Origin of the sequence: Streptomyces sp. GS7, assembly GCF_009834125.1 — a bacterium.
GTDB lineage: Bacteria > Actinomycetota > Actinomycetes > Streptomycetales > Streptomycetaceae > Streptomyces.
Map to the genome: position 1 here is coordinate 6,992,501 of NZ_CP047146.1, position 13,707 is coordinate 7,006,207.

12 protein-coding genes and 2 pseudogenes are annotated in these 13,707 nt (G+C 67.8%); 7 read left to right on the plus strand and 7 right to left on the minus strand.

Going from position 1 to position 13,707, the window contains the following annotated elements:
• Positions 1-420: 420 nt before the first annotated feature.
• The 3 genes from GR130_RS30355 to GR130_RS30365 all read right to left on the minus strand — a co-directional run bounded on the left by GR130_RS30355 (position 421) and on the right by GR130_RS30365 (position 3,866).
• Entirely contained in the window at positions 421-1,089 is a 669-nt protein-coding gene (locus tag GR130_RS30355; protein WP_159507660.1) for a thymidine kinase, read from the minus strand.
• 249 nt (positions 1,090-1,338) lie between these two features.
• Complete coding sequence (locus GR130_RS30360) at positions 1,339-3,381, minus strand: beta-N-acetylhexosaminidase family protein (RefSeq protein WP_236573673.1); 2,043 nt, start codon at positions 3,379-3,381, stop codon at positions 1,339-1,341.
• 53 nt (positions 3,382-3,434) lie between these two features.
• On the minus strand, positions 3,435-3,866 hold the full coding sequence (locus GR130_RS30365; RefSeq protein WP_236573675.1) for a hypothetical protein: 432 nt from the start codon (positions 3,864-3,866) through the stop codon (positions 3,435-3,437).
• 281 nt (positions 3,867-4,147) lie between these two features.
• Between GR130_RS30365 and GR130_RS30370 the strand changes: the two genes are divergently transcribed.
• The 3 genes from GR130_RS30370 (at position 4,148) to GR130_RS30380 (ending at position 7,222) form a co-directional block, all read left to right on the plus strand.
• Positions 4,148-5,128 carry a hypothetical protein gene (locus GR130_RS30370; protein ID WP_159507661.1) on the plus strand — a complete coding sequence of 327 codons (981 nt, stop codon included), beginning with the start codon at positions 4,148-4,150 and terminating at the stop codon, positions 5,126-5,128.
• Positions 5,129-5,354: 226 nt separating this feature from the next.
• Positions 5,355-6,569 carry a sensor histidine kinase gene (locus GR130_RS30375; protein ID WP_443043695.1) on the plus strand — a complete coding sequence of 405 codons (1,215 nt, stop codon included), beginning with the start codon at positions 5,355-5,357 and terminating at the stop codon, positions 6,567-6,569.
• Positions 6,566-7,222, plus strand: a complete 657-nt coding sequence (locus GR130_RS30380; RefSeq protein ID WP_159507663.1) for a response regulator — start codon at positions 6,566-6,568, stop codon at positions 7,220-7,222. The genes GR130_RS30375 and GR130_RS30380 overlap by 4 nt, the downstream gene beginning before the upstream one ends.
• A 154-nt stretch (positions 7,223-7,376) precedes the next feature.
• Here GR130_RS30380 and GR130_RS30385 read toward each other — a convergent pair whose 3' ends face one another.
• Together GR130_RS30385 and GR130_RS30390 are read right to left on the minus strand one after the other, a co-directional pair.
• Positions 7,377-8,495, minus strand: a complete 1,119-nt coding sequence (locus GR130_RS30385; protein ID WP_159507664.1) for an aminotransferase class I/II-fold pyridoxal phosphate-dependent enzyme — start codon at positions 8,493-8,495, stop codon at positions 7,377-7,379.
• 56 nt (positions 8,496-8,551) lie between these two features.
• A complete protein-coding gene (locus GR130_RS30390; protein ID WP_159507665.1) occupies positions 8,552-9,451 on the minus strand; it encodes an ornithine cyclodeaminase family protein in 900 nt (299 codons plus the stop codon).
• Position 9,452: 1 nt separating this feature from the next.
• Here GR130_RS30390 and GR130_RS30395 point away from each other — a divergent pair, with 1 nt between their 5' ends.
• The 3 genes and pseudogenes from GR130_RS30395 to GR130_RS42115 all read left to right on the plus strand — a co-directional run.
• Positions 9,453-10,076, plus strand: coding sequence for a helix-turn-helix domain-containing protein (locus GR130_RS30395; RefSeq protein ID WP_236573677.1), 624 nt, complete (start codon positions 9,453-9,455; stop codon positions 10,074-10,076).
• Positions 10,077-10,161: 85 nt separating this feature from the next.
• Positions 10,162-10,506, plus strand: a pseudogene (locus GR130_RS41065) (thiamine pyrophosphate-dependent enzyme); the annotation flags it as partial.
• 103 nt (positions 10,507-10,609) lie between these two features.
• Positions 10,610-10,854: pseudogene (locus GR130_RS42115) on the plus strand (hypothetical protein); the annotation flags it as partial.
• On the opposite strand, the gene GR130_RS30405 reads toward GR130_RS42115, so the two are convergent.
• Positions 10,760-11,026, minus strand: coding sequence for a protealysin inhibitor emfourin (locus GR130_RS30405; RefSeq protein ID WP_159507667.1), 267 nt, complete (start codon positions 11,024-11,026; stop codon positions 10,760-10,762). The pseudogene GR130_RS42115 and the gene GR130_RS30405 overlap by 95 nt on opposite strands.
• A gap of 25 nt (positions 11,027-11,051) precedes the next feature.
• The gene (locus tag GR130_RS30410) at positions 11,052-12,104 is read right to left on the minus strand and encodes a M4 family metallopeptidase (protein WP_159507668.1); all 1,053 of its coding nucleotides are present in this window, start codon (positions 12,102-12,104) and stop codon (positions 11,052-11,054) included.
• A gap of 211 nt (positions 12,105-12,315) precedes the next feature.
• On the opposite strand from GR130_RS30410, the gene GR130_RS30415 reads away from it, so the two are divergent.
• Entirely contained in the window at positions 12,316-13,665 is a 1,350-nt protein-coding gene (locus tag GR130_RS30415; protein WP_159507669.1) for an alkaline phosphatase family protein, read from the plus strand.
• Positions 13,666-13,707: the final 42 nt, after the last annotated feature.

The window sequence follows — 13,707 nt, forward strand, 5'->3', positions numbered from 1 at the left end:
ACAGCCACAGCCACAGCGGCCAACGGCGCCTCGACGATCTCGTCGGCCCCAAGCTGCAGCAGGTAGATGAGAGCACCAAACGCCACGAGAGCCGTTCCTCATAGGACCGGAGCCTTCCCAGCCCATGGCACCACACCTCCCATACCGGAGATGTCGACGCCTGGTGCCTGTCACCGGAATGCCACAAGTCCAGGCGCCGAGGGTTGGTCCGTGCACTCAACCGACCGGGGAACTACGCCGAACCACGGCTTGCGGTGCGCTCACCGCGGCCCTCGCTTGCGGCTCCTGCCGAGGACTCGAACCTGCGGCCAAAGCCACCCTCCCGAGCCCACGGCCCAGAACCGCCCACTCCCCAACGACCGCTCCCCCATGGCCAGCACGGCCGACAAACAACGCGACGCACTTCTCGCCGGCCAGAGGTCAAGTGGCGGTGACCGGCAGCACGTCCGACGACAGCGCCGCTCCCCGCGCCGCAGCGCTCGTCATCCGCCTGCGGTGATGACGTCGACACAGCACCTCGTACCCAACCTCCGCCGCCGACTGAGCCACATCGCCCACAACAACCTGCTCCCCCTCGACGACCATCTCCCCACCCACGGTGCGCGCATTGTGCGTAGCCCGAGCACCACACCAGCACATCGCCTCGACCTGCAAAGTCTCCAAGCGATCCGCAAGCTCGATCAGACGCTGGGAGCCAGGAAACAGCCTCGTCCGGAAGTCGGTGGTGATACCGAACGCGAAGACATCCAGCTCCAAGTCGTCCACGATCCGGGCCAGTTGGTCGATCTGCCCGGACAGCAGGAACTGGGCCTCGTCCACGATCACGTAGTCGACCCGCCCACCCCGAGACAACTGCCCCACCACATATCCGTACAGATCCAACCCCGGCCCGGCCTCCACCGCGTCGGTCACCAGCCCCAGACGCGACGACAGCTTGCCCTCACCCGCACGGTCATCACGCGTGAAGATCAACCCCTGCAGACCACGCGACGTTCGATTATGTTCGATTTGTAGCGCCAAAGTCTTCTTACTCGGGTATCCACCATGTCTGGGGCTCTCTGCGGCTCTCCGTAGAAACCGACAACTCAATCACGCTCCCCAGGGTGCTGATGCGCCCGGCGCAAGAACAGCCTGCGGGTCATCCCGGCCGAACTCGGCACCTCCGCCCGGCTCGTGGTGGCGGCGCGGGACACTCGACAGGGGTGGCTTCACTCTGGGCGAGAGCGTCTGGGTGGTGACCGACGACAGCCCGGTGCGGGAGAAGAGGCTCGTCGGCATAGTTGCCGCCCGCGGTGCATCCGATGACGCCGCCACGCCCGGGGCCTTCTCTGGGAGGGGTCAGCGGAGTGCAGGGGCTCGTTTCAGGAAGGTGTCGAGTACGCCGTCGGCGACTTTGACGGTGCCCTGGGGCCGGGTAGCACCCGCGATGGTACGCAGCTTTGATGCCTGGTCCGCCTTGGCCCGGGAACGGGTCAGCAGCTCACCGGCCCGCTCCGCATTCCCGTCGAGGCGTGCCTGGAGTGCGTCGCAGGTGGCGATGAGGGCCTGGCTCCACAACGTGAGGGCGTCCAGCCAGGGCTTGGCTTCGGTGGCCAGGTCCCGGTCTTTGGCGTGGGTTCTGATCCGCTCGGGCGCCGCGGCCATCAGGCGGGCGTACGAACGCAGTTGGTCCACGGCCTGACGCTTCTGGCCTCTTGCCCACTGGGTGTCGAAACGTTCCAGCCGGGCGGCCAGGGCAGGGGCCTGTGGTTGCCAGGGGGCTCCCTTCCAGCTGGGGGCCATGTGCTGGGTGTCGAAGAAGAGTTGCAGTGCCTGGGCGGTCGCGGCGTCTCCGTCGGCGAGGTCGGCGGCGGCCGCGCGGGCGCTGGCCGTCGGGTCGTAGTCCCGGGTGTTCCATGCGTAATCGGCGCCGGTGAATTCGGCGACCTTGCTGGCCGATGCCTGGTTCATCGGGTTGAGCACCACGCCGGTGAGGTGTTCGTCCAGCTTGCGGGCGCGCTTGGCGTAGGGGGCCAGGAGCAGGCGTCCGGTGGTCTGGTCGGAGTCGTTGACGGGGTAGTTATCCCACAGCAGTACGTCGTGGCCCCATACTGCCGCCGCATCGCGGGCCTGGTCCGCGGTGATGCTGGTGGGCAGGACGTCGGTGCCGGTCCACATCGTGCCGATGTGCTCGTCCAGCTGGTGGCGCAGTGTTCTCTTGTAGAGGGTGTCGGTCAGGTCGCTGTACTGGGTGGGGACCATCCGCAGTGGCCGCATGTCGCGATGGCGGTCGATGAATCCCCGCTGTACGCGGTTGAGCAGTTCGGCCTGGGCGGCGGCCAGGGACTGTTCGGTGACGGTTCCCCAGCGGGACAGGTCCGCCGCGCAGCTCCACACCGGCAGTGGGTGGATGTCGTCGAAGGCGATGGCGAAGTCGCGTATGCCCAGGTCGTGGAGGGACTGAAGCTTGTCGGTGACGGCCTGCCGGTCGTCGGGCGAGTTGTAGCAGATGGACTTGCCCGGGGAGAGGACGTAGGTGAAGCGCACGTGGTGGGCGCGGGCGGCTTTGGTCAGGTCGGTCAGCCGGCTCGCCTGCCCTGCTGGGTAGCGGTCGCGCCATCGGTCCCGCTCGTACGGGTCGTCCTTGGGTGCGTAGAGGTAGGTGTTGAGCTTCATCCGCCCGTAGAAGGCCAGCTGGTCCAGGCGTGTCTGGTGGGTCCATGGTCTGCCGTAGAAGCCCTCGACCACGCCTCGTTGCGGCATGGACGGATAGTCGACGACCGACGCTCCGGCGATCGAGGAACGGCGGGTGAGCTGGGCGAACGTCTGGGCCGCGTAGTAGACGCCGTCGGTGTCCTTGCCGGCCAGCAACACGCCCGGGCGGCCTCGCAGCGAGCCGGTGGTGATCTGGTAGCCCTCTGCGGGGAGGGTGCCTTGGCTAAAGGCGTTGCTGCGCTTGAGTAGGCCGGCCACCGGCTCGCTGTCCGTCCGGCCGATGACGATGGTGAGGGGCGGGCGTCCGCCGGTGGGGGGCGCCTTCTTGAGCCCGGGGGCGCGTACGTCAGTGGGGTGCGCCTTCTCGCGGGTGGAGAGATCTGCGTCGGTGGAGGCGATCGCCTTGGGGCCGGACACATGCACCTCGGTGGCGCCTGCCGAGCGCAGTGCCTGTTTGACGCGTTGTACGGCGAAGTCGTCTGCGCCCGCGCTGCGCAGGACGTCCACGGTGGCGGGGACAAGCAGGTCGGGGCCGGTGCGGCGGATCTGGCGGGGCGTCGGCGAAACCCGAGGCAGTGCGGGGCCGGTCTGTTCGGTGGACGTGACGGTCGGCGGTGGAGGGACGGCAGGCCGGGAGGGACCGCTGTGCAGAGGCGATACGCATCCCGTGAACAGGGGGGCGGCCATGGCCAGGACGACCGTGACGAGCGTGGACCGCGTTCCCGCACGCCGCGCCCACGTCACTGCGCGTCTCCCGCTACATCGCGCGATGTGCGCCTGGCGCCGAGCAGCATCCAGGCGGCCGTCAACAGCAGCAGGAACCAGCTGCTGGGCACCAGGAGGAAGAGGGAAGTGGCGATGGAGGAAACCGGGTCGCCCAAGGGCAGGATGAGCCAGTAGGTGGCGGCGCTGGTGGCCACCAGGCCCAGTGTGGACAGCGGCCAGACCAGCAGCCCGGCCGTTTTGACGCGGGCGCTCCATCCCGGGGTGGCCAGCCATATGACAGCGCCGATCAACCAGCCCGCCACCGGCAGGATGTATCCACCGAAGACCACGAGAAGCACCGCTATGCCGGTGAGGCCGCGCTCTGCGCTGGTGGCGTTCGTTCCTGGGGTGGTTGCCGCTCGCCTGTCGTGGGGTGTCGACGGTTGTGGAGCGAGTCGTTCGTTCATGCGGCTCTGGCTCTTTCCTTTGGCTGTTCTCTTCGGTGAACGTGCCATTCGCACGCTGCACGTTCAGCTTCAAGGCAATCTCATGCCGACCCGCAAGACGTAGGAGGCGCCTGATGCGGTTCCCGTGGATGAGCAGTCGGTGGTCACCGGGAATTCTCTGCAACTTTCGATTCGGCGCACGGCTTTCTTTCGATGGATGCGATCCGGCGATAGCGGCGCTCATACTTCTTGCTGCCGTGCCTGAACCAGGCAGACATATGACTCCGGATGAGGAGAGAGTCATGAGGACACCCGTCGAACCCATCACAGGGATTTCTGGCCGCAGGCGGACCCGGCTGGTCGCCACGGCCCTCGCGGCGGCCGCCGGCCTCACCGTGGCCTCGCTGAGCGGCACTCATTCCCCGGCTTTCGCGGGCGAGGGCGTGTGGTACGACAGCGATGCACAGGTCGACGCCATGCTTGCGCGAACGGCTCCCCTCAATAGCTCAGAAGCCGTCATGGGCTACCCGGTCAGTGGGCTGGACACCAAAATGATCCAGCTCGCCGAGGTGGAGAGCAAGTATCCGCACCAGAAAGCACTTGAGGACGTAAGAGCCAAACTCGGCAGCGCCTTCAATCTTAAGCCTGACGTCGCTGTCAAGGACAGCCCGGACATCCGCACAAGCAGCCAGGACGACATCGAACCGTGGATCCCGCGCGGCCCGTTCGACAATGGGAAGACCACCAAGGAGGAATGCCGTGACCAGGGGATACCTCCGGCGCCCGGAGTAGAGGTCAAGCCGGCATGCGGCTTTGTCGGCGTACTGGAAAGCTCCTACCCGAGCATCAGTCAGACGCCGCACGTCGCGGGAGAATCGAAGCTCACCTTGAAGCAGGAGGCCACGGTCAGCAAGGTGGAGAGCAACACCACGGGCTGGGCCGTGGGCGGGAAGGTCAACGCCAGGATCAATAAGGCGGATACGGGGGATTTCGGTGTCGAGGGCAGTTTCGAGTACAGCCAGTCGACGACTACGACGCGTGGTTTCACGACCATGCGCGATGAGACGGTCGAAACCACCGTCCCCGGCGGCCACTTCGGCTGGATCGACGAACGCGTCAACGGAGGCTGGTACATCGGCTACATCGTCTACAAGATCACCCTCATGAACGGGGCGGATGATGCGCCGAAACAGAAGCTTGTCGCCATCCCTGCACGGGTCCTGATTCAATCCCCCACCACTCCCAGCCCGGTGACGTGGGCCCAACGGAAAGTCACTGCGTGAGGAACACGATGAACACCGTCCTGGCGCCGTGATCACCGTCACCGCGTGAGGAACACAGCAGCACCTGGGGATCCGCTACCGAAAGGATGACGGGCACTGCGACGAACTACGACCAAAGTCAACGTCGAATCGTCTTGTGGGTGTATTTGCTTGCCAGACGCCGGGTCCTAGGGTCTACCCGGTGCGACGTTTCCGTCATCCCCAGCATTCCCAGCGTTCCGGCCCCGTGCCGCTCCACCGGTGCAGCGCCTTGCGAGGTCAGCGGCTCCTCCCTACCTGCCGTTTGTTGTGGTGGGAGTCCTGGAGAGAGCTGCTACTGGACGCCACGATCACGATCGTGGTCACGTTGGTGAACGTGCGGTACGTCGCGGACATCTCCTGGGGGAACTCGGGCCTTTCCGTACGGCTGCTGGCAATTCTTGTGGGCCTGACCTTGGTCGTGCGGCGCCGCTGGCCGGTTGCCGTGGCCGTCGCGACGCTGGTTCTCGCGCCTCTTCCGTCTTTCACGCCCCGTGCCGCGTTGCCGATCGCCCTGTACTCCGCGGCCAGGCACGGGCGCTCGCGCAGAGCCGTGGGGGCGGTCTGCGCTGGCGCCCTCCTGGCCGCGGCCGGCGGCAGGATCTGGTTCGTGTACTCCTATGGCGGTCTCACGCTGTGGGAGCCGGAAACCTACCTGGATCTCGGCCTGGTGGTCGTCCCGGTATTGCTCGGCCGGTACGTCACGGCTCGCCGTGCGGTGCTGGAGAACCTCAAGGAGCGGGCCGAGCGGCTGGAACTGGAGCGGCGTCTGCTGGCCGAGCAGGCGCGTAGCGAGGAGCGCAACCGGATCGCCCAGGAAATGCACGACGTCGTCGCCCATCGGGTCAGCCTCATGGTCGTGCACGCGGGCGCCCTGGAGATCGACCCCGACCAGAACGAACGGGCGGCCCAGGCAGGCCAGATGATCGGCCAGATCGGACGGCAGGCTCTGGGCGAACTACGGCAGGTACTGGGCGTGCTGCGGCGCGACGGCACGGAGGACCATCCCGCACCACTGGCTCCGCAACCCTCCCTGGGGGACCTGACCGACCTGCTTCAGCAGTCCCGGGATACCGGAGTACCGGTCGTGTTGCGGATCTCGGGCGAGCGGCATCGGCTTGACGGCACCGCGGAGCGCACCGCCTACCGTCTGGTACAAGAGGCTCTGACCAACGTGCACAAGCACGCCGGCAACGTCACCACCGTCGTGCATCTGCACTACCTCCCCGGCTGGGTACGCGTCACCGTGGAGAACGATGCTCCGTCAAAGCGGCCGCTGCGGGACCTGCCCAGCGGCGGGCACGGCCTGAACGGACTTCGTGTGCGGGTCAGCGTCCTTGGGGGAACCTTTCTCGCCGTAGAGAGCCCCGGGGGCGGTTTCCAGGTCCGTGCTTGGATTCCCGCGGTGAAGGGAGCGGCATGACCATCCGCATTCTCGTCGTCGACGATGAAGAATTGTTCCGCTGCGGGCTGGGAAACCTCGTGAGTATGGATCCGGGGATCACCGTGGTCGGAGCGGCTTGCGACGGCGCGGAGGCCGTTCACCTGGCCGGTACCTGCCGCCCCGATGTCGTACTGATGGACATCCGCATGCCGGGAATGGACGGTCTGACCGCGACGCGGAAGATCCACACTCTGCCGGACGCGCCCAAAGTCATCGTGCTCACCACGTTCGATCTGGACGAGTACGTCCACGCCGCGCTCCAAGCGGGAGCCATGGGATTCCTGCTCAAGGACACGCCACCGCGGGACCTCGTCCAGGCGGTCAAGGTTGTCCACAAAGGCGACGCCATGCTCGCCCCCACGGTGACCCGGCGGCTGATTGCGCACTTCTCCCAACGGAATTCGACGCTCGCCGACGCAGCACGGGGGCGCCTGTCCGCCCTCACCGAACGCGAGCGCCAGGTGCTGTACCTCGTCGCGGAGGGCATGCCCAATGCGGAAATCGCGGAACAGTTGTCCATGACAGAAGCAACCGTGAAAACGCATGTGAGCCGGTCACTGAACAAGCTCGGCTGCGCCAACCGAGTCCAGGCCGCGCTCGTGGTCTATGACGCGGGGTTCCGCCGGCCCTGACGTGGTCGTCGGACGGGTGCGGCGTTCCCGTATGGGCACATGGTGGGCTTCCCTGGCGGAGTGCGGCTGGCCCCGGCAAGGAGTGACCATCCGGAGATGGAGCAGTCCGGAGGGGCGCGCAAGCGTTGTCGCGCCCACCCATCTGCCGGGTATGTCAGGCGAGTTCGGTAAGTACGCGACTGATGCTGGTGAGGGCGGCGTCGAGGTAGCCGGCTTCGAGGCCATGGGTGATGCGCAGGTGGTGCTCGACGCCGAATTGTGTTCCGGCGCCGACCAGGACGTTGCCGTGCACGCGCAGCGCGTCGGCGACTTCCAGACTGGGGCGGGGGAGGTGGTACCGGACGAAGGCCAGTGCCGTGGCATGGGGCGGGATGATGGACAGCAGTCCGTTGTGGTGGTCGACCCACTGCTGGAGGCGGGCGTAGCCGTTGCGGACCAGGGTGCGGTTGCGGGTCAGCAGGCGGTCACGGGTGGCCGGTGTCAGGGCCGTCTCGGCGAGGTGCATGGAAAGCGTGCTGGCGGAGATCGTGGCGTATTCGTGGCGCCGCCAGGTGACGTCCACGACTGCGGGCGGCGCGACCAGCCAGCCCAGGCGCAGGCCGGGCAGACCGAAGGCCTTGGACAGGCTGCCGACGCAGACGGTCTTGTCGTAGCGGCCCCAGAAGGTTGGGGTGGTCCGGTCGGTGAGGCGTTCGGTGCCGCGGTAGACCTCGTCGGCGAGGATCCAGGCGCCGACCCGGTCGGCGGCCGCGATGATCGCGTCGATTTCGGGCTCGGTGAGGATGGTGCCGACGGGGTTGTTGGGGTTGGTGACGGCGATGAGCCTGGTGTCCGGCCGGACCAGGCGGTCAAGGGCATCGAGGTCGGGGCGCCACTGGCGGTCGGGGTCGAGGGGGAAGGTGTCGACGTCGGCGCCGGCGTTCAGCGCGCAGCCACGGACCTGGCGGTAGCCGGGCTCCATGACGACCACGTGATCGCCCGGGCCGACGAGGGCGGCGACCGTGATGGCATTCGCCTCGGCGGCGCCCACCGTGACCAGAACGTTGTCGGCCGCGGCGGTGTGCCAGTCGGCGATCAGGGTGCGCAGGGTGTCGGTTCCGCCCACCGGCGGGTAGTTCAGGTCGATGGCGAGGAGACGCCGGATCGCGTCGGGGTCATCGGTGAGCAGTTCGCCCAGGGCGACCGGGTGGCAGCCGCTGTCGGCGAGATTGTGGGCGACGCTGTGCTCGTAGCGGGACTGCCATGCTTCGAGCTCGAACGGGGTGAAGGACATGGTGGCCTCCTCAGGGATCGGTGTGCGGACGGGGTGGAGGGGGTGGGGTGCAGGGGTCAGGGGCACTCGAGCAGGCGGGCGACGGCGAGGTCCTCGATGCCCAGGCCGATCGACCGGAAGAGGACCGGTCGCGCACCGGAAGGGGGCAGGCAGCCGCCGGTGAGGAGTTCGGGCAGATCACCGCGGAGTTGTTCGGCGGACCACAGATCCGCTTCCGCGGCGAGGACCATTTCCCCGGCCGCTGTGGTGACGGTTGGCCGGTAGTCGCCGTAGACCTCCATGGCGGGCAGTGCCGCGGGCGGGATCTCGTGGGCGCGGGGCGCGTTGGTGCTGATCGATGTCACGACGGTGCCCGGCGGGAGGGCTGCTGCGTCGATGACGGGCTGCGCCGCCGAGGTGCAGAGCAGCACGACATCCGCGCCGGCCGCGGCCTCTTCCGCGCTGTGGGCCACCGTCACACCGTCCGGGGCCTTGGCCTCGGTCAGCGTGGGCGCGTACATGCGCACCGAGGCGAACGCGCGGACGGCGCGGGCATAGCGCAAGTGCGCGTGTGCCTGGGGGCCGGAGCCGATCACGGCGAGCGTGGCAGCTTCGGGCCGGGCCAGGTGGTCGACGGCGAGCGCGCTGGTGGCGGCGGTGCGTTCCACGGTCAGCGCGTGGGCGTCGCACAGCAGCAACGGGCGACCGGTGCGGGTACTCATGACCAGCGTCCAGGCGGTGACGACCGCGCTCCGGCCGGTCCGAGGGAGGTACGGGGAGATCTTGAGGCCGTAGGTGTCGTCGAGTGCCGCCTGGTAGGCGATGACGTCGCCGCCGCCGGGCAGCAGCATGAGAGTCTGGGGCGGCTGTACCGCGGAACCTTCGGCAAGCTTGGTGAACGCGGTGCGCAGGGCGTGCAGGACATCACTGGGCGGTAGGTGGGGCAGGCGCTCCACCATGGGTATCATGTTGCTCATAATGAGCAATATAGTGCACATGCAGGGGAGTGCTGTGTCAACACCGTCGCAGAGTGGCCCGACCGAGCCGTTCATCGAGCGCCTCGGCCGTGAGGTGCGCAGTCGCCGCCAGGGCGCGCGCCTGACCGTCCAGACGCTGGCCGACAAGGCGGGCCTCAGCCGGCGGATGCTCACCCAGATCGAGCAGGGAACGGCCAATCCGAGCCTGGTCACCGTCGACAAGATCGCCCGCGCTCTGGGCGTCGACTTCGCCACCCTGATCGCCCAGCCCACCACCGAGCCGTGCCACGTCTCCACGGCGGTCGAGGTCTGGAGCAGCCCCGCAGGCAGTCGCGCCGTGCTGCACGTCACCAGCGCCCGCCGCGGCGGCGCGGAACTGTGGGAGTGGACCCTGGCGTCCGGTGACCGTTATCTGGCCCAGCCCGACCCCCCGGGTTCCGAGGAACTCATCCTCGTCAGCACCGGAACGCTGCTGCTGGAAACCGAGGACCGCACAGTCCCCCTCGATGCAGGCGCCTCCGCCCGCCTGGCCAGCGACCGCCCCTACGCCTACAAAGCCCCCGACGACGGCGGACCGGTCAGCTTCATCCGGGTCGTCGAACTCGGCGCTCCCCGCACACCCTGACCCAACCCGCTCTCCGGCTGGGCTCAGCTTTCCCGGCCGCGGTGCGGCGCCGCAGCAGGAGGCTGGTCAATGCCCCGGCCGCGGGCGGCCCGTACTCGCGGTCAGCGGGGACGGCGGCGCAATGTACTCCCTCGCCGAACCGGCCACCCTGCGCCAGCACGACCTGCCGGTCACCTGGCTGATCGTCGACGATGGCGGATGCGGCATCCTCCGCGAGTACATGAACAGCTCCTCCGGCCAAGCCACGGCCACCGAGCTGACCCGCCCGGACTTCGCAGCACTGGCCGCTTCCTACGGAGTCCCCGCCACGGTGACCAGTTCCGAGCGCCCCGACGACCTGGCGGCCGCATTGGCCTCGGGCGGCCCGCACGTCATCAGACTGCCCTGCCAGCTGCGCATGTTCGCCGCCACCCACCTGCAGTTCACCTGACAACCCGCGGCACCTTGCCCTGCCCGACCCCTCTCCCACCCTCCGGAGAAGCGATGACGTTCACCAGCATGTCCACTTCCGGTGCCCCGCTCCCCTCAGCCCCAACTGGATCAGCGACGGTGACCCGCTGCCGAAGCTGTACGGCGAGAAGGACGCGGACTTCCACGGAGCGGTCGCCGAGATGCAGCGTTCTCCGGTCTGGAGCGCGAGCAGGCCGCGCCCGACGCCGCGCTGGCCGAGCACCCGGACCCGGTCAGGCACCTTCGTGGAGCAGCCGCTCAAAGAGTTGGCGTTGGGCGTCGGTCAGGTGAGGGTCCGCGCAGTGCGCGGTGTGGTCATCCACGGTGATCTCGTACTCGAAGCCGTCGGGGACGACGGGCGGCGGCTCGGGGTGGCCGGCGGCCACCGCCTCCGTTGCGAGGTGTTCAAGTTCGGCGGCGTCGGGACGGTCTCCGGTCTCCAGTTCGGCGTGGAGTGTGATGCCTGCGAAGCCACCGCTCCGGGTCACGCGGATGTGCATGGAGTTCCTTCGCGGGAGTCTGGGATCAGCCGTTGCTGTTGACACCGACCTGCCCCCACGCCTTGCGTACCGCGTCCTCCTCGGCTCCCGCCCCGTAGAGGCTGTGGGCGGCTTCCGTGGTGGCCTGAGCGAACGTCTGGAAGTCGGCGTCGGAAGGCAGGGTGCCTGAGGTGAGGGTCTGGTACCAGATCCGTCCGGCCTTCTCCCACGCACAGCCGCCCAGCGCCTCGGCCACCAGGTAGAAAGCGTGGTTGGGGATGCCCGAGTTGATGTGCACCCCACCGGCGTCACGCACGGTGTTCACATAGTCGGCCATCACCGCGGGTTGCGGGTCCTTGCCCATCCGCGGGTCGTCGTAGGCGGTGCCGGGGGCCTTCATGGAGCGCAGTGCCACACCGTTGATGCCGGGGACGAGGACCCCCTCTCCGATCAGCCAGTCGGCATCCTCAGCGGTCTGCCGCAGGGTGTACTGCTTGGCCAGGGACCCGAAGACGTCGGAGATCGACTCATTGAGGGCGCCGGGCTGGCCCTGGTAGTCCAGACCCCCGGAATACTGGGTGACTCCGTGTGTGAGCTCGTGCGCGATGACGTCCAGGCATCCGGTGAAGTTGTGGAAGTGCCGCCCGTCCCCGTCGCCGAAGACCATCTGCCGGCCGTTCCAGAGGGCGTTGTTGAAGTTATGGCTGTAGTGGACGGTGGCGTCGAGCGGCAGTCCGGCGCCGTCGATGGAGCGGCGCTGGAAGACTTCGTAGTAGAACGTGAAAGTAGTTCCCAGGCTGTCGAACGCCTCGTTGACCGCCTGGTCTGTGGCCGGCGGGTCCTGCTCGCCCCTGGTTCGGCCGCCCGGCAGGTCCGTGCCCTGGCCGGCGTCGAAAATGGTGCGGTCGGGCTGGTCAGCGGCGGACGGCGGCGCGGCGGGTGCCGCGCCCGGGGCTGCCTGCAGCCGTTGCTGACGCTGCTGGTGGTCAAGTTCCCTGGTGCGCAAGCCGATCTCGCGCACTTCAGGATCGTCGGACTCCGCCAGAGCGTCGATGATGTGCGGCGGAACGATCGAGCAGACGTAGGCGTGATTCTCCATGGCACCCACCGTCCCCCGACACGGGGCGGCCCTCCCGGCCTGCGGGCACGATTCGCCAGCATGGCGCACAGGAGGCACGTGCCATGGCCGAGAGGATGTGCCCGACGCCGAGCAGGGTGTGGGGGGTTGGTCCTACGGTGGTAGTGGGGGCAGCCGCTGTAGCCAGCGGGGCCTCACTCCTCCAGTCCGCGCAATCTGCGGGAGGTGCCAGATGTCATCGGACACCACGCTTCTGAGCCAGATAGACCACCTCGTGGTCCTCATGCAGGAAAACCGCTCCCTCGACAACATGCTCGGGTTCCTCTACACCGACCAAGGCAACCGCTCCCCGTCCGGTCAGCCCTTCGAAGGCCTGACCGGCACGGAGTCCAACCCGGACGGGAACGGCAGCAAAGTCACCGTCTTCCGGATCGACCACACCGAACCCGGCGCGTATTCCATGCCCGGCTCCATCCCCGGGGAGGAATACCACCGAGTCAACAACCAGCTGTTCGGTACGCAACAGGTGGACACCCCCGCCCCCGCCGCGACCAACGAAGGCTTCGTCACCGACTTCGCGGAGATGTTCCCGACCAGGAAAGGCAACTCCCCGGACGTCACCGCGAGCGACATCATGGGCTGCTTCCCCCCGGAAGCGCTGCCCGTGCTGTCCGGCCTGGCCAAGGGCTACGCGGTGTGCGACCACTGGTACTGCTCGGTGCCGACCCAGACCATGCCCAACCGGGGCTTCGCCCTTGCCGGGACCAGCCTGGGCCTGGTGAGCGACACGGCATGCATGGCCCAGGTGAAGAACACGAAGCTCATGTTCGACACGCCCAGCATCTTCGGCCGACTCAGCGACAAGAACATCGACTGGGTGATCTACGGCTACAACCTCCTGCCGTTGACCAAGGCCAACTTCCCCGATACCCAGCAGGCCGGTGCGCAGCACTTCGGCCACTTCATCGACTTCAAGAACGCCGCCGCCGACGGCTCCCTGCCCGCGTTCACCTTCCTGGAGCCCGCCTGGAAGCACGACGGAAACAGCCAACACCCCAACGACGACGTCGCATCGGGCGAGCAGCTCATCCTCGACGTGTACAACGCGCTGCGCACCGGGCCGGACTGGGCCAAGACCCTGCTGGTCATCACCTACGACGAACACGGCGGCTGCTACGACCACGTTCCGCCGCCCGCCGGTGCGGCAACGCCCGATCAACAGGCCGGAGAGGCCGGTTTCGACTTCACACGGTTCGGCGTGCGGGTACCCACGGTGCTGGTCTCCCCCCTCATCGAGGGCGGAACCGTCTTCCGCGTCCCCGACGGCAGCGTGCCGCTGGACCACACCTCAGTGCTCAAGACGATCGAGCAGCGGTGGGGGGTGCCTTCGCTCACCGCCCGGGACGCCGCCGCCCCCGGTATCGGAGGGGTCCTCACCCTGGACAAACCTCGCGATGACAATCCTCTGGACGGTGTCATCGTCCCCGTCCCCAAGGGCGAAAACCCCGCCCGGGCCGTGACCTCCCACCTCGAAGAGGTCTACAACAGCCTCGTCGCCGAGAACCTCCTCCCAGGCACCTGAGAGCCGTCCGCCTCCGCGTCGCGACGTGTTCGTCTAAGAGCT

Coding starts and splice junctions, on each gene's coding strand:
- GR130_RS30360 (WP_236573673.1), bottom strand. CDS start 3,381: ATGGCCGCCCCCCTGTTCACGGGATGCGTATCGCCTCTGCACAGCGGT.
- GR130_RS30365 (WP_236573675.1), bottom strand. CDS start 3,866: ATGAACGAACGACTCGCTCCACAACCGTCGACACCCCACGACAGGCGA.
- GR130_RS30370 (WP_159507661.1), top strand. CDS start 4,148: ATGAGGACACCCGTCGAACCCATCACAGGGATTTCTGGCCGCAGGCGG.
- GR130_RS30380 (WP_159507663.1), top strand. CDS start 6,566: ATGACCATCCGCATTCTCGTCGTCGACGATGAAGAATTGTTCCGCTGC.
- GR130_RS30385 (WP_159507664.1), bottom strand. CDS start 8,495: ATGTCCTTCACCCCGTTCGAGCTCGAAGCATGGCAGTCCCGCTACGAG.
- GR130_RS30390 (WP_159507665.1), bottom strand. CDS start 9,451: ATGAGCAACATGATACCCATGGTGGAGCGCCTGCCCCACCTACCGCCC.
- GR130_RS30395 (WP_236573677.1), top strand. CDS start 9,453: ATGAGCAATATAGTGCACATGCAGGGGAGTGCTGTGTCAACACCGTCG.
- GR130_RS30405 (WP_159507667.1), bottom strand. CDS start 11,026: ATGCACATCCGCGTGACCCGGAGCGGTGGCTTCGCAGGCATCACACTC.
- GR130_RS30410 (WP_159507668.1), bottom strand. CDS start 12,104: ATGGAGAATCACGCCTACGTCTGCTCGATCGTTCCGCCGCACATCATC.
- GR130_RS30415 (WP_159507669.1), top strand. CDS start 12,316: ATGTCATCGGACACCACGCTTCTGAGCCAGATAGACCACCTCGTGGTC.